Raw genomic sequence first — 18,044 nt, 5'->3', positions numbered from 1 at the left:
CAGGGGTCATCGCCGGCTGCCAAGAATCAGCGTCCGGCCAGTGGTAGTGCTGCGCACCGCATGTTGACGGGATCTCCATTTCCATGAACATCTCCATAGCGGAGCAGAGCACCGTGCGGGTGCCTGCCCAGGCCGCTGCATCGCTGTCTTCCGCGAGACCTCCGCGGTTGGACAATCGCGGATGCACGGTTGTTACACCCTTCGTTCCCTGTCGCGGCGGTCTCCGGGCCGGTGCGTGGCCTAGCTCAAGGTGCTCCATGACACTTTCCATCCGTACTGAAACGCCGGCCGACATCGCCGCCATCCATGCCCTGACCACCGCCGCTTTCGCCACGGCCGGACACAGCAGTCACACCGAGCAGTACATCGTTGATGCGCTGCGCGAGCGCGGCGAGCTGAGCATCTCGCTGGTGGCCGACGCGGCCGGAGAAGTCATCGGCCACGTCGCTGTTTCGCCGGTGTCCGTCAGCGACGGCAGCAGCGGCTGGTACGGCCTGGGCCCGATCTCGGTGCTGCCGGAGCGACAGGGGCAGGGCATCGGTGCCGCATTGATGCGCGCGGCCATCGAGGCCCTTCGCCAGCAGCACGCGCGAGGCTGCGTGTTGCTGGGCGAGCCGGCGTACTACGGTCGTTTCGGCTTCCGCGCCGAGCCGGGGCTGGTGCTGCCGGGCGTTCCTGCCGAGTATTTCCAGGCGCTGTGCCTGCAGCCGCCACTGGCGCAGGGAGAGGTGCGCTACTCCAAGGCGTTCGAAGCGACCGCCTGATCGCCGGCGTTCAGCCCGCGTGCCGAAGGTGGATCAGCGGATACGGACGGCCCTGCGAATCCAGCGCTGAGCGGCCGGTCTCGATGAAGCCCATGCGCAGGTAGAACCCCACTGCCTGCGCATTCTGTGCATTGACGTCGGTGCTCAGCTGCGGATGCACGGCCAGTGCGTGCTGCAGCAGCTGACGGCCGATGCCGGTGCCGCGCACGTCCGGGTCGATGAACAAGGCTTCCAGATGCGTCCCGTCGATCAACATGAAGCCCAGAGGACGATCATCTGCATCCACGGCCACGGTGGTCGGCGCCTGGGGCAGGAAACCAGCCACTTCGGCATCGATGGCCAGGCGGTCTTCAGGGCTGAGGAAGTCATGGGTGGCGTCGACGGCGCGGCGCCACAGGTCGACGAGTGCGGCACCGTCATCGGCGCGCGAGGGGCGCAGGGTGGTCATGGGCGGGAACGTGAAGCGGGCAGGCAGCACAGTATGACGTCATTCTGGCATCCGCTGCGCAGCCCGGCGTTACACTGTGCGCCTGAGCTCCGCCGCCTCACGGAAACCGCCATGACCGACGCCCCGGGTGTACCGGTGCACGACGCCGACGAACAGTGGATGCGCCATGCGTTGGCGCTGGCCGAACGCGCGCAGCGCGAGTTCGACGAGATCCCGGTCGGTGCGGTGCTGGTCGGTGCGGACGGCCAGCTGCTGGGGGAGGGCTGGAACCTCAATATCGCTTCGCACGACCCCAGCGCGCACGCCGAGATCGTGGCGATGCGTGCCGGCGGCAAGGCGCTGGCCAACCATCGACTGTTGGGCAGCACGCTGTACGTGACGCTGGAGCCCTGCGCGATGTGCGCGATGGCGATCGTGCATGCGCGCGTGTCGCGGCTGGTCTACGGTGCCAGCGACCCGAAGACCGGTGCCTGTGGCAGCGTGTTCGACCTGCTGGGCGACGCGCGCCACAACCACCGCGTGGAGATCCACGGCGGGGTGCTGGCCAAGGAGGCGAGCACGCGGCTGACCAACTACTTCCGCGCCAAGCGCGGCAAGCCGCCCCTGCTGCTGGAAGGCCCTGCGGACGAGGGTTGAGCAGCGAAAGGGTATGATGGGCGCCCCTTTCCTTTTCCGGCGGCCCGCGGGCCAGCCCTGCAGCGAGACGACACGATGGTGGAGAACGGCGCGGCCAACGAGCGATTGATCTGGATCGACCTGGAAATGACCGGGTTGGATACCGACAACGATTCGATCATCGAGATCGCCACCGTAGTGACCGATGCCCAGCTCAACGTGCTGGCCGAAGGACCGGAATTCGCCATCCATCATCCGCTGGAGACGCTGGAGGCGATGGACGAGTGGAACCGCAACCAGCATCGTCGTTCCGGCCTGTGGCAGCGCGTTCTGGACAGCAGCGTGACCCTTGCCCAGGCCGAGGCGCAGACGGTGAATTTCCTGGCGGAGTGGATTCCGGCTGGCCTGTCGCCGATGTGCGGCAATTCGATCTGCCAGGATCGCCGCTTCCTGCACCGGCAGATGCCGCGCCTGGAGAAGTACTTCCACTACCGCAACCTGGATGTGTCCACGGTGAAGGAACTGGCCAGGCGCTGGGCGCCGGGCGTGGCCGCTGGCGTCGGCAAGAACAGCAGCCACACCGCACTCAGCGACGTGCATGATTCGATCAACGAGCTGCGCCACTACCGCCGGTTCATGGGCGCGCTTTCAGGGTTGCCGGCCGCCTGAACGACAACGCCGGGCATGGCCCGGCGCTACCCATCGTTCAACCGCGTGGCGCTACTATCGGCCCATGAACGAGCCGATCCTGCTGCCGCGCGATATCGCCCACGACGCCCGCGACTGGTCCGACCTGCAGCGGGCGGTGGCACTGCTGGAGGCGCCGACCCTGACCGCGCGCATGGCCAACCTGGTCGGCACGCCGCTGGAGTTCGCAGTGAAGGCCCTGCCGACGTCGGTGTCCAGCCGCATCCACGGCGCGGTGCAGGCGGCGCTGTCGAAATCCGCGCAGGCGGCGCTGTGGAGCATGGACAATTCACCCGGCAAGGGCGCATCCACCCGCTGGCACAAGGTGGCTGCCGCAACGTCCGGCGCGGTCGGCGGTGCCTTCGGTTTTGCCGCGTTGTTCATCGAACTGCCGGTGTCGACCACCATCATGATGCGCGCCGTGGCCGATGTGGCGCGCAGCGAAGGCTTCGACCTGTCCGAGTTCAGCACCCGCCAGGCCTGTCTGGAGGTGTTCGCGCTGGGCGGCAATTCGCCGCGCGACGACGCCAGCGAGACGGGCTACTACCTGGCCCGCGGCTTCACCACCGATGTGATGCGCCACCTGTCGGCCGAGCTGGCCGGCCGCGTGGTGACCGGCCGCGACCTCACCCTGGGCGTGGCCCCGAAGGAGGCCGGCAAGCTGTTGGCCAAGCTGGTGGAGAAGGTCGCCGCGCGTTTCGGTGTGGTGGTGACCGAGAAGTTCGCCGCGCAGGCGGTCCCCATCGTGGGTGCTGCCGCCGGCGCCACGCTCAACACCATGTTCACCGACTACTACCAGGACATGGCACGCGGGCATTTCATCGTGCGCCGGCTGGAGCGCAAGTACGGTGAGGATGTAGTGCGCACCTGCTATGACCGCGTGGCGCATGGCGGCGCCCTGATCGAGCCGACGCTGTAACCGGTGTCGGGGTCAGATCCCTTTGCCGTGCAATGGGATCTGACCCCGGGCGAGACCTCGGGCGAGCCTATCATTGCCCCGGCGGAACAACTGTTTTGCCAGTCCGTGCCTGTTGCCCGGCGGGCGCCATCCCCATTCTTTGCGGCACTCCCCCGCAAGAGATGGCCGACATGCTGTTCACTCCCCACCGCCTGGGCGCACTGACCCTGCCCAACCGCATCGTGATGCCGCCGATGACCCGTTCGCGTGCGGCCCATGGCAATGTTGCCACCGCCGAAATGGCAGCGTACTACGCGCAACGTGCCGGCGCCGGCCTGATCATCAGCGAAGGCACCCAGATCAGCCCGCAGGGCCAGGGCTATGCCTGGACGCCGGGCATCCACAGTCCGCAACAGGTACAGGGCTGGCGCCAGGTCACCGATGCGGTACACGCGGCGGGCGGACGCATCTATGCGCAGCTGTGGCACGTGGGCCGCGTTTCGCATGTTGCCCTGCAGCCGAACGGTGAGGCGCCGGTGTCGTCGTCGGCACTGCTGGCCGAAGGCGTGAAGGTGTTCGTTGACCCGACCGGTGCCGGCCCGGAGGCCGGCGTCGGCGAGATGATCCAGCACTCGATGCCGCGCGCCCTGCGCGAGGACGAGATTCCTGGCATCGTCGAGGACTACGCACGGGCGGCACGCAATGCACTGGCGGCGGGCTTCGACGGGGTCGAGCTGCATGGGGCCAATGGCTATCTCATCAACCAGTTCATCGATTCGCAGGCCAACCAGCGCACCGATGGCTATGGTGGCGCGCTGCAGAACCGGCTGCGCTTCCTGCGTGAGGTGACGCGGGCGGTGGTCGAGGTGGCGGGCGGCGACCGGGTGGGGGTGCGCCTGGCGCCGCTGACCACGCTGCAGGGGGCGGTGGACGATACGCCGCAGGCCACCTATCTGGCGGCCGCGCATCTGCTGGGTGGGCTGGGCGTGGGCTACCTGCACATCGCCGAAGCCGACTGGGACGACGCACCACCGATGCCGCTGGCGTTCAAGCAGGCGCTGCGCATGGTCTATCCGGGAACACTGATCTACGCCGGCAAGTACACCGCCGAGCGCGCCGAGCAGGCACTGGCCGAAGGCTGGGCCGACCTGATTGGTTTCGGCCGGCCCTTCATCGCCAACCCGGACCTGCCGGAGCGGCTGCGCCAAGGTTCGGAACTGAACCTGCCGGACCGCGCGACGTTCTTCGGAGGCGGGGTGGTGGGCTTCACCGATTACCCGACGCTGGAAAAGAGCGTCGCTGCCTGATTCCGCATCCGCCGGGCATGGCCCGGCGCTACCCGTGCCGACCGTTTGAGCAGGTAGCGCCGGGCCATGCCCGGCGAGCGCGCAGCGCGGGATGAGGCGCAGCGGTCAGGGCGTGTCGCGCACCAGCGCGTCGGCCTCGACCACGCCACCGTCCTTGCCGTGCAGGTACAGATGCATGTCCTGCTGCGGGTAAGGAATGTTGATGCCAGCCTTGTCATAGCCCAGCTTGATCTGCTCGAGCAGCGTCACCTTCGTGCCGAACCAGTCGGCCGACTTCACATAGCAGCGGATGCCCAGATTGATCGCGTGCGCGCCCAGCTCGTAGACCACTACGTCCGGCACCGGCGTCTGAAGTACGCGCGGGTCGGCCTTCATCAGCGCGAGGGCGGTATCGCGCGCCAACTGGATGTCGTCGTCGTAGCCGATGCCGACCACCAGCTCGACGCGACGGGTCGGTTCGGCCGTGAGGTTGATGATCGGCGCCGCGGTGATCAGGGTGTTCGGAATGGTGGTGTGCTGGTTGTCAGCGCCGGTGATGACGGTCTGGAAAATGCGCACTTCGCGTACCGTGCCGGTCTGGCCGGCGACCGTCACCACATCGCCCACGCGGAACGGGCGCAGGGTCACCAGCATCACGCCTGAAGCGATGTTGGACAGCGAATCCTTCAGCGCCAGGCCGACGGCCAGGCCTGCGGTACCGAGCACGGCCAGCAGCGGGGTGATCTGCACGCCCAGCGTGCCGATGGCCAGCACCACCACGATCACCAGCGATGCGGCGTAGACCACGTTGCGCAGGAAACTGCCCAGCATCGGGTCCACGCCCATGCGCGCGGTCGCGCGCGGCATCGCGTTGGACAGGCGGCGTGCCACCCACAGGCCGACCAGCAGCACCACGATGGCGGCCAGCAGTGGCACGCCATAGGTTTCCAGCAGTCGCTCCCAGTTCAAGGTGTGGAACCAGGAGGACGTGGCGGGCGTAGCGGGTGCGGCGGCGATCATGCGGGTGGTCCTCTGCTGCGGAAGTGGGCTGCCTAGGGCAGGGCGTGCGCGCACGCCAGAAACAGCAAGCCCCGCAGAGGCGGGGCTTGCATGCAGCAGCAGTATGGGCGGACGTCGATGAAAACGACGTCAGCCTGCAGCCTTCAACGCATCATGCGCTGGCCTTCAGCTTGGCCAGGCGCAGCCAGGTATCGACCACGGTGTCCGGGTTCAGCGACACCGATTCAATGCCTTCCTGCATCAGCCATTCGGCCAGGTCCGGGTGATCGGACGGGCCTTGGCCACAGATGCCGACGTACTTGCCCTTGGCCCGTGCCGACTTGATCGCCATCGACAGCAGTTTCTTGACGGCCGGGTTACGTTCGTCGAACAGGTGGGCGACGATCGACGAGTCGCGGTCCAGGCCCAGGCTGAGCTGGGTCAGGTCGTTGGAGCCGATCGAGAAGCCGTCGAAGATTTCCAGGAACTCATCGGCGAGCAGTGCGTTGGACGGCACTTCGCACATCATGATGATCTTCAGGCCGTTCTCGCCCTGCTTCAGGCCGTTCTGGGCGAGGACTTCCACCACCTTGCGGCCTTCTTCCAGCGTGCGCACGAACGGAATCATGACCCAGAGGTTGTCCAGGCCCATTTCGTTGCGCACGCGCAGTACGGCCTTGCACTCCAGCGCGAAGGCAGCCGAGAAGCTCGGATCGACATAACGGCTGGCGCCGCGGAAGCCGATCATCGGGTTCTCTTCGTGCGGCTCGTAGTTGCTGCCGCCGATCAGGTTGGCGTACTCGTTGGACTTGAAGTCCGACAGACGCACGATCACCGGGTTCGGCGCGACCGACGCGGTGAGGGTGGCGATGCCCTCGGCCAGGCGGTCCACGTAGAAGCTGACCGGGTCGCCATAGCCGGCGATCTTCTCGTCGATCTTCTTCTTCGTTGCCGCGTCCTGGCGGTCGTACTCCAGCAGCGCGTTCGGATGGATGCCGATGTGGCTGGCGATGATCATTTCCAGGCGCGCCAGGCCGATGCCGGCGTTCGGCAGCTGGCCGAAGTCGAAGGCACGTTCCGGGTTGGCCACGTTCATCATGATCTTCAGCGGAGCCGGCGGCATGTTGCCCAGATCGGTGGTGGTGCGCTCAAAGCCGAGCTTGCCTTCGTAGATGAAGCCGGTATCGCCTTCAGCGCAGCTGACGGTGACCAGCTGGCCGTCTTCGATGACCTTGGTGGCGTTGCCCGAGCCGACCACGGCCGGTACGCCCAGCTCGCGAGCGATGATCGCGGCGTGGCAGGTACGGCCACCGCGGTTGGTGACGATGGCCGAAGCGCGCTTCATCACCGGTTCCCAATCGGGATCGGTCATGTCGGCAATCAGCACGTCGCCCGGCTGCACGCGGTTCATGTCGTCCAGCGTCTTCACCACGCGGGCCACGCCCGAACCGATCTTGGCGCCCACGGCACGGCCTTCGGCCAACACGTTACCGCCCTTCTCGGTCAGCGCGAAGCGCTCGATCTGGGTGGCGTGGCTGCGCGACTTCACCGTCTCCGGGCGCGCCTGCACGATGAACAGCTTGCCGCTGACACCGTCCTTGGCCCACTCGATATCCATCGGGCGGCCGTAGTGCTTTTCGATCACCAGCGCCTGCTTGGCCAGTTCCTGCACGTCCTCGTCGCTGATCGAGAAGGTGTTGCGCAGTTCGGCCGGAGTGTCCTCGATCCTGACGCGCTCGCCGGGAACGTCCGAGTACACCATGCGGATCGCCTTGCTGCCGAGCGAGCGGCGCAGGATCGCCGGCTTGCCGGCCTGCAGGGTGGGCTTGTAGACGTAGTACTCGTCCGGGTTGACCGCGCCCTGCACGACCATTTCGCCCAGGCCGAAGGACGAGGTGACGAACACCACGTCGCGGAAGCCCGATTCGGTATCCAGGGTGAACAGCACGCCGGAGGAACCCACGCCCGAGCGCACCATCAGCTGCACGCCGGCGGACAGGAACACGTCCTCATGCTTGAAGCCGTGGTGTACGCGGTAGGCGATGGCGCGGTCGTTGTACAGCGAAGCGAACACTTCCTTGACCTTGTGCACGACATCGTCGGCACCGGTGACGTTGAGGAAGGTTTCCTGCTGGCCGGCGAACGAGGCGTCGGGCAGATCTTCGGCGGTGGCCGAAGAGCGCACCGCCACGGCCACGTCGCCGCCGCCGTTCTCGGCGCTCAGCTTGGCGTACGCGGTCCGGATGTCCTGGTCCAGCTGCGGCTGCAGCGGAGCGTCGATGACCCAGCCACGGATTTCCTTGCCGGCCGCGGTCAGCGCGGTAACGTCCTCGACGTCCAGCGTGGCCAGCTTGTCAAAGATGCGCTTGGACAGATCGTTGTGCGCGATGAAGTCCTTGAAGGCTTCAGCGGTGGTGGCATAACCGCCTGGCACCGACACGCCCAGACCGGCCAGATTGCCGATCATCTCGCCCAGCGACGAATTCTTGCCGCCTACGCGGGCCAGGTCGGCCAGACGCAGTTCGTGCAACCACAGGATGTTCTCGTTCAAGCGCGATGCTCCGTTTGGCCATCGCCCGAGGCGGGCTGTAATGGCCGCGTCCGTAGGAAGAAGCCGATATGATGCCGGGCAGAGTACCGTCGGCACAAGCTTGTGCTGGCGGCCTTTTTAGGCTTCGTAGGGGGTAAAAGCGCGCATGTCGACCATCCGCCCGGTGTTCTATGTTTCCGATGGAACCGGTATCACCGCTGAAACCATTGGACATAGCCTGCTGACCCAGTTCTCCGGGTTCAGCTTCATTACCGATCGCATGTCGTTCGTCGATGACCCCGAAAAGGCCCGTGAAGCCTGTGCCCGGATCCAGGCGGCGGGGGAGCGCTACCAGGTCCGGCCGATCGTGGTGAACTCCTGCGTGGACCAGAGCCTGAGCCTGATCCTGGCAGACAGCGGGGCGCTGATGCTGGACGTGTTCGCGCCGTTCATCGAGCCGCTGGAGCGGGAACTGTCCAGCCCGCGCTTGGCCCGGGTCGGCCAGGCCCACGGCATGGTCGATTTCGACACCTACCACCGCCGCATCAATGCGATGAACTTCGCCTTGACCCACGACGACGGCATCGCGGTGAACTACGACGATGCCGACGTGATCCTGGTGGCGGTGTCGCGGGCCGGCAAGACCCCGACCTGCATCTACCTGGCCCTGCACTACGGGGTGCGCGCAGCCAACTACCCGCTGACCGATGAAGACCTGGAAAGCGACCGCCTGCCTGCGCGGCTGCGCAACTACCGGCGGAAGCTGTTCGGCCTGACCATCGACCCGGACAGGCTGCAGCAGATCCGCCAGGAGCGCCGGCCGAACTCACGCTACGCCAATCTGGAAACCTGCCGGCGCGAAGTGGCGGCGGCCGAGACCATGTTCCGCATGGAGAGGATTCCGACCCTGAGCACCACGCACACCTCCATCGAGGAAATCTCCAGCAAGGTGCTGGGCACGCTGGGGCTGCAGCGCGAAATGTACTGATCCTCTCCCGGCGGCGCCGGCGATGCCGGGCCACGCTGGATGGCTGCGCTGCGCGCTCGCCGGGCCTGGCCCAGCGCTACCTGTCAGCGCGTGGATGCACACGGACGATCGCGGCCGGTGGGTTGGCTGCGGCTTGAACCGCCCCCACGTTGAACCACCAACGTGTAGGATCGACCCATGGCCCGAGCCTTGCCCCGCACCGAACGCATTCCCCGCCTGAGCCGGCTGAGCTGGCTCATGGGCCTGTATGCGGAAAACTACCGGCACCTGGTGCGCCTGTTCGCACCGGCCGAGCTGGTTGCGGGCAGCTACATCTCTTCGGTGGGTGATGGTCTGGATGTGCGCCTGGACGTGATCGAGTGCCATCGCTACACCGTCGAACTGCGCCTGACCTACGACCTGGCCGACCCGGTGACCGGCGAGCCGGACCCGTCGGCCTATGTGCGCCTGTACCGCGACGCACGCCAGGCTGAAACCACCCATTGCTACGTCGGCCGCCGCTGGCAGGACACCATGGGGCTGTATCCGCCGCCGGCCGAACTGATCAGCCACCGCATGCGGATGAACACCTTCCTCGGCAAGTGGCTGGAATACCTGGCCGAGCGTGGCCATGGCGTGGCCACCCTGCGTCGCGATCCGGACGGCAGCGCGGCAGCCGATGGCGAGCGTCGCCTGTCGCTGGTGCGCTGATCGGCCATAATCCGGGGCTGACCTGCCGCCGGATGCCGCCATGCCGTATACCCCGATCGTCGCCACCCTGGGCTATGTGCTTTCGCCCGACGGGCGCCAGGTGCTGATGATCCATCGCAATACCCGCCCCGGCGACCACCATCTGGGCAAGTACAACGGCCTGGGGGGCAAGATCGAGCCGAGCGAGGACGTCGCAGCCGGCATGCGCCGCGAAATCGCAGAGGAGGCTGGCATCGCGTGTACCTCGATGCGTCTGCGCGGCACCATCAGCTGGCCGGGTTTCGGCAAGCACGGTGAGGACTGGTTCGGGTTCGTATTCGTGATCGACGGCTTTGAAGGCAGCCCGCATGGCGGCAACCATGAGGGCACGCTGGAGTGGGTTGACCTGGACAAGCTCGACACGCTGCCGATGTGGGAGGGCGACCGCAATTTCCTGCCGCTGGTGTTCGATGCGGATCCGCGTCCATTCCACGGGGTGATGCCGTACAAGGACGGACGCATGCAGAGCTGGTCGTTCAGCCGGCTGTGAGCCGCGTCGAGGCAGTGCGGATTAATACCCGGGTGATATTGACGCCATAAAATTGCCCGGGTAATATTTCCGCATCGCCCCGGTGCCCGTGCCATGTCCAATGCTCCCCTTCCGCCGTTCAGCTGCTTCGACGGTCATCGACTTGTCGCTTCCGGTACGCCGGACGTCGCCGCGCTGGCGCTCAGGCAGCTGCGTGCCGATGCGGCTGCCGGCCCGCTGCTGGTGTTCGACAACGCCACCGGCCTGACCCGGGATTTCGACACGCGTGGCAGCGTCGCGCAGCTGCTGGTGCGTATCGCCCAGGCCTTCCCGGCATCACGCGCGGACGCCGATGTGCAGACGGCGGCCACCGATGAGCCGGTGGTGGCGCGCGGGCGCGGGCGACCGAAACTGGGTGTGGTCGCGCGCGAGGTCACGCTGCTGCCGCGTCATTGGACCTGGTTGGCCGGACAGCCGGGCGGCGCCTCGGTAGCGCTGCGGCGGCTGGTGGAAGCGGCCAGCCGGGCCGGTGCCGATCTGGACCGGCAGCGCCGCAACGCCGAGCGCGCGTATCACTTCCTGCAGACCATCGGCGGCGATCTGCCCGGCTTCGAGGAAGCCACGCGTGCGCTGTTCGCGCACGACCGCGCGCGCCTGCAGGCTGTGCTGGAAAGCTGGCCTGTCGACGTACGCAGCCACGCTTTGCGTCTGGCCTTCGACGAACCTGCCGGCAGCACCGACGACTGACCTGCCGCCCCGCACATGCAAGCGGCCGCGCTGACCGCGGGCCGTTACTCCTCCCACCTGCGTCTCCTGCTGGCCCCTTGGCCGGGCAGGGCAACGCTTTGCCCATGGAATGCCCATGAATCCCCCATCACTGTCCGCAGCGCCTGTGTCGCCCCCCCTGTGGCGCGCCTATCTCGGGTTGTTGCTGCCGATGCTGTTGACCAACGCCCTGCAGCTGGCCTCCGGGACGCTCGACAACATCTACCTCGGCCACCTGCTCGGTGCACATGCGGTGGCCGCAGCGGCAGCGGTGTTTCCGATGTTCTTCCTGTTGCTGGCCCTGGCAATGGGCCTGGCTACGGGCGCCACGGTGCTGATCGGGCAGGCGTGGGGCTGCGGTGATGTGGTTCGGGTGCGACGGGTCGCCGGAACGGCGGTCGCGCTGATGCTGGCGGTGTCGTTGCTGGTGATGGTGGTCGGCATCCTGTTCGCACCGCAGCTGCTGCAGGCGCTCGGCACACCGGCGCCGATCCTGGGTGAGGCCATCGCCTACGCGCGCATCATGCTGAGCGGCGTGCCGGTGATCTTCCTGCTCTGGCTGGCAACGTCGGTCAGCCGCGCGGTGGGCGATGCGATTTCGCCGCTGCACGCGTTGCTGATCGCCACCTTGATCGGCCTGCTGTGTACACCCTTGCTGATCGTCGGTGCTGCAGGCCTGCCGAGGATGGGAGCAGCCAGCGCCGCATTCTCCGCGGTGCTGGCTTCCACGCTGGCGTTGGCCTGGCTGTCGTGGCGCTGGCGCCGACAGGGGCATCCGCTGGCACCCGATCGTGATCTGCTGCGTGCGGTGCGCGTGGATGCGGGCACGGCGCGATCAATGTTGCGGATCGGGGTGCCGTCGTCGCTGCAGATGCTCAGCCTGGCCGTTGCCGAAATCGTACTGCTGGGCTGGATCAACCGGCACGGTTACCTGGCGACCGCCGCCTATGGCGCGGTCAACCAGCTGATGAGCTGGGTGCAGCTGCCGGCGATGTCGCTGGGCATCACCGCCACTGTACTGGCTGCGCACGCGATGGGCGCAGGGCGCGTGGCGCGGCTGCCTGCGATCGCCCGCACCGGTGCGTGGCTGGGGGGCGGGCTGCTGGCTGCGGTGGTGGGGCTGGTGATGCTGTCGGCACCGTGGCTGGTCGGCCTGATCCTGGACGCACCGGACGTACGCGCGCTGGCGACAGAGCAGCTGCGCACGGTGGCCTGGGGCGTGCTGGCAATGGGCGGCGCCTCGGTGCTGGTGGGCGTGATGCGCGGCAGCGGCACGGTCGTGTGGCCGGCGCTGCTCGGAATGGCGGCCATCGTGCTGCTGGAACTGCCGCTGGCGGCCTGGCTGCATGCGCGGCATGGCCTGGCGGGACTGTGGTGGGCCTGGCCGCTGGGACTGGTGATGATGCTGGTGCTGCAGCTGTTCTGCTTCGCCGGTTGGCGGCGCCGGATTGCCGGCTGAGCGCCTGGGCGCCTGGCGGCTGCGCTCGCCGGGCCATCCCCGACGGAAAACGATCACTGCCGGTGCGCCAGCAGCAGATGGAAGTGCTTCTCGCGCTGCTGGCCATCGTTGCCTTCCGCGGTTTCACGGTGTGCCCGCCAGGCCGAAACACGGAAGCCCGAGATCCGCAGCGCGCGTTCCACCGCCTCCAGTTCGTGCAGGTGGAAGGTCGAGGCAAACGGCAGACCGCGCATGAAAGTGGCATCGCCGAACGCCAGGCACAGGCGGCCGCCAGGGCGCAGCACCCGCGCCAGTTCGTCCAGCACCGGCGCCAGGTTCGGCCAGAAGTAGAGGGTGTTTACGCTCAGCGCCGCGTCCATGCAGGCATCGGTGACGGGCAGGGCGTGGGCGTCGCCATGGCGCAGTTCCGCGCGATCACCCAGGCCGGTCGAGGCCAGTCGCTGGTTGCCGGCCGCAACCATGGCGGTGGACAGTTCGATACCGAGGTAGCGGCTGTTGGCCGCTTGCAGCAGCAGGGGCGCGAACGCGCCATTGCCCGGGCCGATTTCCAGCACGCTCTCGCCTGCAGCGGTCGCGAGCAGGCGGATGGCGGCCTGGTTGAGCCCGCCATTGCTGCGGTTCATCGCGTCGGCCACGTCCAGGGCGTGGTCGCCATGGGGCATCCGCAGTTGAGCGGCCAGGGTGGCTGCGTCCAGCATCGGCATCGTCCGGTGAGGGGATCAGGACGTGGCGACGGCGGGTCCGCCGCTGACCATAGCGCCAGAGAGCCGGCTTGGGAAGGGCGGAAACCCCGCCAGAAGTGATGAGCAAATGTCCACCGTCGCAGTCGGTGAGAACGGGTTGTCCACAGGGGGTGTGGATTACGCGTGGGCAACTTTGTGGATAAGCCTCGACAGGCGCCACCCCCCTAGGCTGTCAAGATGGGTGGCGAAAAATTCACCGCTGGTGACGATGCGTGAGCGACCGGTGAAGGGGGAACGCGGGCCGTGCTGTCGCCAGCGGCTGCGCTCGCGGTAACCTGTGGCCCTTGATGCCCCGTGAGACTTCATGAAACGTCACTTCTCGATGCTGCGCGAGTTCCAGCTGGCGGACTGGTTCACCCTGGCCAACGCCTTCTGCGGCACCGGCGCGGTGTTCGCCGCCATGCGCTTCCTGCAGGATGGCGAGCGTGGCTACCTGCTGTTCGGCATGGCGTTGATCCCGCTGGCCTTCATCTTCGACGCGCTGGACGGCCGCATCGCGCGCTGGCGCAAATCCAGTTCGACGCTGGGCCGCGAGCTGGATTCGCTGTCCGACGTGATCTCCTTCGGCGTGGCCCCGGCCGCGCTGGCCTATGCCTGTGGCATGCAGGGCGGGTGGGACTGGCTGGTGCTGAGCTACTTCGTCTGCTGTGGCGTCAGCCGTCTGGCCCGCTACAACGTGACTGCCGAGGCGCTGGCCGGCGACGAGGGCAAGGTGAAGTTTTTCGAGGGCACCCCGATCCCGACCAGCCTGGTGCTGGTGATCGTGCTGGCGATCGCGGCGGGTACCGACGCGATCGGCCCGGACATCTGGCTTGGCCAATGGCAGCTGGGTCCGTGGCAGTTGCATCCGATGGTGCTGCTGTTCGCCCTGTCCGGGTCGCTGATGATCAGCAAGACCCTGCGTATTCCCAAGCCATGACGGCATCCTGCGGAGGCCTGCGATGACCAGTTCGGCCCATGACGCCGGCAGCAGCGATTTCGAGACTCTGGCCCGGCAGTATTTCGGGGCTTGGGGCGATGCCCTGCGCCATGCCTCCGCCGCCGGTGCGCCGGGCAGCGGCGATGCCGGCAACTGGCAGCGACTGTTTGACGGCTGGAGCCAGATGCTGCCCGAGCAGGGGCCGGGAGCGCCGGAGGACGCGGTGCGCCGGTTCCGCGAGCAGGCGGGCAGCTGGTACGGCACGATGCAGGAGGTCGCCAGCCGCTTCGCCGGACGCGACGCCAGCAGCGCAGAAGTGGCACAGGCCTGGCGCGAGGCAGTGCAGGGCCAGGGGGATGGCCTGCTGCAATGGATGCTGCAGGGCGCGCGCGGCAGCACCCAGGCCGGCGGTTCGTTGCCGGAGTTCGCCAACTGGCTGCAGCAATGGCAGCTGCAGGCGGGCCCGTGGCTGCAGAGCCCCGCCTTCGGTCCCGGCCGTGAATACCAGGCGCGCTGGCAGGCCCTGCTGCGCGCGCAGGAGGATTACCAGCAGCAGTCACGCGCCTATGTCGAACAGATCCGGCAGGCGCTGGACGAGGCCTTCGAGCTGTTCGAGCAGCGGCTGGCCCAGCATGAGCAGCCCGGCAGCCAGTTGACCAGCGCGCGTGCGATGTTCGACCTGTGGATCGAGGCGGCCGAAGAGGCTTACGCCAAGGTGGCCCTGTCCGAGCCGTTCCAGCAGGTCTATGCCGACCTCGGCAACGCACAGATGCGCCTGCGCGCTGGGTTGCAGCGCGAAGTGGAGCAGGTAAGCGAGCGGATCGGCCTGCCGACCCGTTCCGAAATGGATGCCGCGCACCGTCGCATTGCCGAGCTGGAGCGCAGCCTGCGTCGCCTGCAGGCGCAGGTGACGGTGCTGGCGGGTACGGCGACGGTGGATCCGGCCGCACAGCCGGCCCCGGCCAGGGTGAAGCCTGGCACTCGCAGGGCGGCCGCGAAGAAGGCGGCGCCAACGCCGAAGGCGGCAGTCAAGAAGGCTGCAGTCAAGAAGGCTGCTGCAAAGCGTGCGCCAGCCAGGAAGGCGACATCCCGTACTTCCTCGCGGAAAACATGACCGATGAAGGGACCTCTGGGCTTCAATGCCGATGACCTGATGCAGGAGACCCTGGCCATGCAGCGCAAGCTGATGGAAGGGCTGAAGCTGCTGCCACAGGTGGAAGATGTCGATTACGGGGTGACCGCCCGCGAGGAAGTCTGGCGTGATGGCAAGGTGGTGCTCTATCGCTTCGTCGGCGAACAGGCACCGATCCGGCGGACGCCGCTGCTGATCGTCTACGCACTGGTCAACCGCCCCTACATGGTTGACCTGCAGGCCGATCGCTCGCTGGTGCAGAAGCTGCTGGCACTGGGGCAGGACGTGTACGTGCTGGACTGGGGCTACCCGGATCGATCCGAACGGTTCCAGACGCTGGAGGACTACCTGCTGCGCTACATCGAGGGCGCGGTGGATGCCCTGCGCGCGCGCAGCGGCGGCCCGGTGGACCTGCTCGGCATCTGCCAGGGCGGTGTGTTCGCGCTGTGCTATGCGGCGCTGCGCCGGCAGAAGCTGGGCAAGCTGATCACCATGGTGACGCCCGTTGATTTCCACACCGCCGACAACATGCTCTCGCACTGGGCGCGGCAGGTGGATGTGGACCTGCTGGTGGACACGCTGGGCAACATCCCGGCCGACCTGATGAATGCCAGTTACCTGATGCTCAAGCCGTTCCGCCTGAACGTGCAGAAGTACGTGGGCCTGCTGGACATCCTCGATGACAAGGCCGCGCTGGAGGATTTCCTGCGCATGGAGAAATGGATCTTCGACTCGCCGGATCTGGCGGGCGAGGCGTTCCGCGACTTCATCAAGCAGTTCTACCAGGACAACGCGCTGGTGAACGGTACGGTGCGGATCGGCGAGGAAGCCGTGGATCTGTCGCAGGTGACCCTGCCCGTGCTGAACATCTATGCCGAGCAAGACCATCTGGTGCCACCGGATGCGTCGCGCGCGATGCGGGGGCGCCTGGGCACGGAGGACTACACCGAGTCCAGTTTCCGCGGGGGGCATATTGGAATCTACGTGTCCGGACGGGCGCAGCGCGAAGTGCCAGCTACGATTGATGGCTGGTTGAAGGCCCGGGACGGGAAGGGCTAGTCTCAGGCGCTCTGGACGGGCTGGAGCCAAGGATGCTGTCGCACAAATCACTGCTGGTTGCAGCGCTGCTGCTGACCCCTGCATGGGCCCCTGCGGCCCCGGGCCCCGTAGCGCGCGGCGAAATCGCGCAGCTGATCTCCAGCCTGGACGGCTCCCAGTGCCGTTTCCAGCGCAACGGCCGCTGGTACGACGGCAGCAGTGCGCGCGCGCACCTGCAGCGCAAGTACGACTACCTGCTGAAGAAGGACCTGGTGGACAGCGCCGAGCAGTTCATCGAACGCGCGGCCACCCAGAGCAGCATGAGCGGCAAGGCCTACCGCATCCAGTGCCCCGGGCAACCGGAGCAGGCGTCGGCCGCATGGTTCAGCGCCCGGCTGCAGGCGCTGCGCCAACGCACGCCGTAGACAGGGGGGCGGTGTAGAGTCGAGTCCTGTTCGACTGCTTTATGCACTGCCAGGAGGATCCGCCATGAGTACCACGCCCCGCACGTTGTCGCGCTCGCTGAACGACCGGATGATAGCCGGGGTGATGGGCGGCATCGCGCATCGCTTCGGCTGGAATTCCACGCTGCTGCGGGTGGTCTTCGTACTGGTGTCGCTGGCATCGGCGGCATTTCCCGGCATCCTGGTCTATCTGATCCTGTGGCTGCTGATTCCCAACGAGGCCGATTGAACCGTCCTGCCATGGTCCGGCCGATCTGGCTGCGTGCCTTGCAGGTGCTGGGTGCAGCCTGGACCGTCCCCAATTCGCTGATCGGCCTGGTCGGAGGCCTGGCCGGGCTGCTGGGCGGTGCGACGGTGCGCTGGAGCGGTCGGGAGTGCGCGCTGGTGTTCGATCGCTGGCCGTGGGGGCCCGGCGGCGCGATCACGCTGGGCAACGTGATCCTGCATACCGGCCATGATCTGGCCATGCCGTGCCGGACCTATGCGCATCAGGCGGGGTGGGGGGCGGAGCCGCTGATCCGGCTGGACGACCATGAGCGCGCGCACGTCTACCAGTACATGGTGCTGGGGCCGTTGTACCTGCCGGTGTACCTGTTGTGCGGTGGGGTGAGTGCGCGCAACCCGTTCGAGCGGGCGGCGGATCATTACGCCCGGTTCGGGCACGGCTGGTGGCCGTAGTCTGCAGCCAACGGCACAGCCCCTCGTGGGCGGCAATGGACGCCGTGAACCGTTCCCTGGGGGCTTGGCCGCGGCATCCATGCCGCGGACACCCCCGCGACCCCAACCCGACCGCCCTTGTAGAGCCGAGCCTGCGCTCGGCTTCGTTGACTGACCTGAAAGCAGCCGAGCGTGGGCTCGGCTCTACAAAATGCAGCCGGCCAGGCTGCTTTTGCTTTCGATCTTCTTTTTCTTTTCCGTGGGTGAACGTGCCCGAAGAACTGTCAGGGGCCGGGCGGGGTGGGTTCGCAGGACCGTTGGCGCCATGGATGGCGCCATCGAGCCCCCAGGGACGGGTTTACGGCGTGTCCCGCGCACCCCCCCCCCCCCGGCCCAAAACAAACAAAACCGTAAACAACCCCCCCCCCGGGGGGGGCCCGGTGGGCGGGAATAC

At 67.2% G+C, this 18,044-nt stretch carries 20 protein-coding genes; 16 read left to right on the top strand and 4 right to left on the bottom strand.

Going from position 1 to position 18,044, the window contains the following annotated elements:
- The first annotated feature begins 257 nt into the window (after positions 1-257).
- Positions 258-764, top strand: a complete 507-nt coding sequence (locus tag ABE543_RS09675) for an N-acetyltransferase (protein ID WP_346475622.1) — start codon at positions 258-260, stop codon at positions 762-764.
- Between the two features lie 10 nt (positions 765-774).
- Here ABE543_RS09675 and ABE543_RS09670 read toward each other — a convergent pair whose 3' ends face one another.
- Positions 775-1,212, bottom strand: a complete 438-nt coding sequence (locus ABE543_RS09670) for an acetyltransferase (protein ID WP_253119950.1) — start codon at positions 1,210-1,212, stop codon at positions 775-777.
- 111 nt (positions 1,213-1,323) lie between these two features.
- On the opposite strand from ABE543_RS09670, the gene tadA reads away from it, so the two are divergent.
- From tadA to ABE543_RS09650, 4 genes are all read left to right on the top strand, one after another.
- The gene (gene tadA, locus ABE543_RS09665) at positions 1,324-1,848 is read left to right on the top strand and encodes a tRNA adenosine(34) deaminase TadA (protein WP_053517868.1); all 525 of its coding nucleotides are present in this window, start codon (positions 1,324-1,326) and stop codon (positions 1,846-1,848) included.
- A 75-nt stretch (positions 1,849-1,923) separates the two neighbouring features.
- Positions 1,924-2,496, top strand: a complete 573-nt coding sequence (gene orn / locus ABE543_RS09660) for an oligoribonuclease (RefSeq protein WP_263174920.1) — start codon at positions 1,924-1,926, stop codon at positions 2,494-2,496.
- Between the two features lie 64 nt (positions 2,497-2,560).
- Positions 2,561-3,433 carry an EcsC family protein gene (locus ABE543_RS09655; protein ID WP_053517871.1) on the top strand — a complete coding sequence of 291 codons (873 nt, stop codon included), beginning with the start codon at positions 2,561-2,563 and terminating at the stop codon, positions 3,431-3,433.
- A gap of 170 nt (positions 3,434-3,603) precedes the next feature.
- Entirely contained in the window at positions 3,604-4,719 is a 1,116-nt protein-coding gene (locus tag ABE543_RS09650) for an alkene reductase (RefSeq protein WP_346475621.1), read from the top strand.
- A 105-nt stretch (positions 4,720-4,824) separates the two neighbouring features.
- Here the strand turns inward: ABE543_RS09650 and ABE543_RS09645 are convergent, their stop codons facing one another.
- Positions 4,825-5,718 carry a mechanosensitive ion channel domain-containing protein gene (locus ABE543_RS09645; protein WP_164153104.1) on the bottom strand — a complete coding sequence of 298 codons (894 nt, stop codon included), beginning with the start codon at positions 5,716-5,718 and terminating at the stop codon, positions 4,825-4,827.
- A 151-nt stretch (positions 5,719-5,869) separates the two neighbouring features.
- The gene (ppsA, locus tag ABE543_RS09640; RefSeq protein WP_346475620.1) at positions 5,870-8,248 is read right to left on the bottom strand and encodes a phosphoenolpyruvate synthase; all 2,379 of its coding nucleotides are present in this window, start codon (positions 8,246-8,248) and stop codon (positions 5,870-5,872) included.
- A gap of 145 nt (positions 8,249-8,393) precedes the next feature.
- Here ppsA and ABE543_RS09635 point away from each other — a divergent pair, with 145 nt between their 5' ends.
- From ABE543_RS09635 to ABE543_RS09615, 5 genes are all read left to right on the top strand, one after another.
- A complete protein-coding gene (locus ABE543_RS09635) occupies positions 8,394-9,215 on the top strand; it encodes a pyruvate, water dikinase regulatory protein (RefSeq protein WP_053517875.1) in 822 nt (273 codons plus the stop codon).
- Positions 9,216-9,392: 177 nt separating this feature from the next.
- Positions 9,393-9,905 carry a DUF1249 domain-containing protein gene (locus ABE543_RS09630; protein WP_053517876.1) on the top strand — a complete coding sequence of 171 codons (513 nt, stop codon included), beginning with the start codon at positions 9,393-9,395 and terminating at the stop codon, positions 9,903-9,905.
- Between the two features lie 40 nt (positions 9,906-9,945).
- A complete protein-coding gene (locus tag ABE543_RS09625; RefSeq protein WP_053517878.1) occupies positions 9,946-10,434 on the top strand; it encodes an 8-oxo-dGTP diphosphatase in 489 nt (162 codons plus the stop codon).
- 93 nt (positions 10,435-10,527) lie between these two features.
- Positions 10,528-11,160, top strand: coding sequence for a DUF2239 family protein (locus ABE543_RS09620; protein WP_111187038.1), 633 nt, complete (start codon positions 10,528-10,530; stop codon positions 11,158-11,160).
- Between the two features lie 115 nt (positions 11,161-11,275).
- Complete coding sequence (locus tag ABE543_RS09615) at positions 11,276-12,637, top strand: MATE family efflux transporter (RefSeq protein ID WP_346475619.1); 1,362 nt, start codon at positions 11,276-11,278, stop codon at positions 12,635-12,637.
- 53 nt (positions 12,638-12,690) lie between these two features.
- Here the strand turns inward: ABE543_RS09615 and ABE543_RS09610 are convergent, their stop codons facing one another.
- Positions 12,691-13,341, bottom strand: a complete 651-nt coding sequence (locus ABE543_RS09610; RefSeq protein ID WP_053517883.1) for a class I SAM-dependent methyltransferase — start codon at positions 13,339-13,341, stop codon at positions 12,691-12,693.
- Positions 13,342-13,684: 343 nt separating this feature from the next.
- Here ABE543_RS09610 and ABE543_RS09605 point away from each other — a divergent pair, with 343 nt between their 5' ends.
- The 6 genes from ABE543_RS09605 to ABE543_RS09580 all read left to right on the top strand — a co-directional run bounded on the left by ABE543_RS09605 (position 13,685) and on the right by ABE543_RS09580 (position 17,611).
- Positions 13,685-14,299: a CDP-alcohol phosphatidyltransferase family protein gene (locus ABE543_RS09605; protein ID WP_053517884.1), complete on the top strand. Its 615-nt coding sequence runs from the start codon at positions 13,685-13,687 to the stop codon at positions 14,297-14,299.
- Positions 14,300-14,321: 22 nt separating this feature from the next.
- Entirely contained in the window at positions 14,322-15,413 is a 1,092-nt protein-coding gene (gene phaE, locus ABE543_RS09600) for a class III poly(R)-hydroxyalkanoic acid synthase subunit PhaE (protein ID WP_346475618.1), read from the top strand.
- Between the two features lie 3 nt (positions 15,414-15,416).
- Positions 15,417-16,490, top strand: a complete 1,074-nt coding sequence (phaC, locus tag ABE543_RS09595) for a class III poly(R)-hydroxyalkanoic acid synthase subunit PhaC (RefSeq protein ID WP_180877025.1) — start codon at positions 15,417-15,419, stop codon at positions 16,488-16,490.
- Positions 16,491-16,522: 32 nt separating this feature from the next.
- The gene (locus ABE543_RS09590) at positions 16,523-16,894 is read left to right on the top strand and encodes a YfeK family protein (protein ID WP_053517888.1); all 372 of its coding nucleotides are present in this window, start codon (positions 16,523-16,525) and stop codon (positions 16,892-16,894) included.
- A 64-nt stretch (positions 16,895-16,958) separates the two neighbouring features.
- The gene (locus ABE543_RS09585; RefSeq protein ID WP_053517889.1) at positions 16,959-17,162 is read left to right on the top strand and encodes a PspC domain-containing protein; all 204 of its coding nucleotides are present in this window, start codon (positions 16,959-16,961) and stop codon (positions 17,160-17,162) included.
- Positions 17,163-17,173: 11 nt separating this feature from the next.
- The gene (locus tag ABE543_RS09580; protein WP_197572377.1) at positions 17,174-17,611 is read left to right on the top strand and encodes a hypothetical protein; all 438 of its coding nucleotides are present in this window, start codon (positions 17,174-17,176) and stop codon (positions 17,609-17,611) included.
- The last annotated feature ends 433 nt before the right edge of the window (positions 17,612-18,044 follow it).

It is taken from the genome of Stenotrophomonas sp. TWI169 (genome assembly GCF_039674705.1).
Lineage (GTDB): Bacteria > Pseudomonadota > Gammaproteobacteria > Xanthomonadales > Xanthomonadaceae > Stenotrophomonas > Stenotrophomonas maltophilia_P.
Note: the sequence above shows the minus strand (reverse complement) of the source record. Positions and strands in the feature narration are given on the sequence as shown.

Bases quoted from the DNA above. Each gene is read 5' to 3' on its own strand.
- phaC (WP_180877025.1), top strand. From the start codon at position 15,417: ATGAAGGGACCTCTGGGCTTCAATGCCGATGACCTGATGCAGGAGACC.
- ABE543_RS09635 (WP_053517875.1), top strand. From the start codon at position 8,394: ATGTCGACCATCCGCCCGGTGTTCTATGTTTCCGATGGAACCGGTATC.
- ABE543_RS09620 (WP_111187038.1), top strand. From the start codon at position 10,528: ATGTCCAATGCTCCCCTTCCGCCGTTCAGCTGCTTCGACGGTCATCGA.
- ABE543_RS09590 (WP_053517888.1), top strand. From the start codon at position 16,523: ATGCTGTCGCACAAATCACTGCTGGTTGCAGCGCTGCTGCTGACCCCT.
- ABE543_RS09650 (WP_346475621.1), top strand. From the start codon at position 3,604: ATGCTGTTCACTCCCCACCGCCTGGGCGCACTGACCCTGCCCAACCGC.
- ABE543_RS09675 (WP_346475622.1), top strand. From the start codon at position 258: ATGACACTTTCCATCCGTACTGAAACGCCGGCCGACATCGCCGCCATC.
- ABE543_RS09580 (WP_197572377.1), top strand. From the start codon at position 17,174: ATGGTCCGGCCGATCTGGCTGCGTGCCTTGCAGGTGCTGGGTGCAGCC.
- ABE543_RS09670 (WP_253119950.1), bottom strand. From the start codon at position 1,212: ATGACCACCCTGCGCCCCTCGCGCGCCGATGACGGTGCCGCACTCGTC.
- ABE543_RS09655 (WP_053517871.1), top strand. From the start codon at position 2,561: ATGAACGAGCCGATCCTGCTGCCGCGCGATATCGCCCACGACGCCCGC.
- ABE543_RS09610 (WP_053517883.1), bottom strand. From the start codon at position 13,341: ATGCCGATGCTGGACGCAGCCACCCTGGCCGCTCAACTGCGGATGCCC.
- ABE543_RS09645 (WP_164153104.1), bottom strand. From the start codon at position 5,718: ATGATCGCCGCCGCACCCGCTACGCCCGCCACGTCCTCCTGGTTCCAC.
- orn (WP_263174920.1), top strand. From the start codon at position 1,924: ATGGTGGAGAACGGCGCGGCCAACGAGCGATTGATCTGGATCGACCTG.
- ABE543_RS09605 (WP_053517884.1), top strand. From the start codon at position 13,685: ATGAAACGTCACTTCTCGATGCTGCGCGAGTTCCAGCTGGCGGACTGG.
- ABE543_RS09585 (WP_053517889.1), top strand. From the start codon at position 16,959: ATGAGTACCACGCCCCGCACGTTGTCGCGCTCGCTGAACGACCGGATG.
- ABE543_RS09625 (WP_053517878.1), top strand. From the start codon at position 9,946: ATGCCGTATACCCCGATCGTCGCCACCCTGGGCTATGTGCTTTCGCCC.
- tadA (WP_053517868.1), top strand. From the start codon at position 1,324: ATGACCGACGCCCCGGGTGTACCGGTGCACGACGCCGACGAACAGTGG.
- phaE (WP_346475618.1), top strand. From the start codon at position 14,322: ATGACCAGTTCGGCCCATGACGCCGGCAGCAGCGATTTCGAGACTCTG.
- ABE543_RS09630 (WP_053517876.1), top strand. From the start codon at position 9,393: ATGGCCCGAGCCTTGCCCCGCACCGAACGCATTCCCCGCCTGAGCCGG.
- ABE543_RS09615 (WP_346475619.1), top strand. From the start codon at position 11,276: ATGAATCCCCCATCACTGTCCGCAGCGCCTGTGTCGCCCCCCCTGTGG.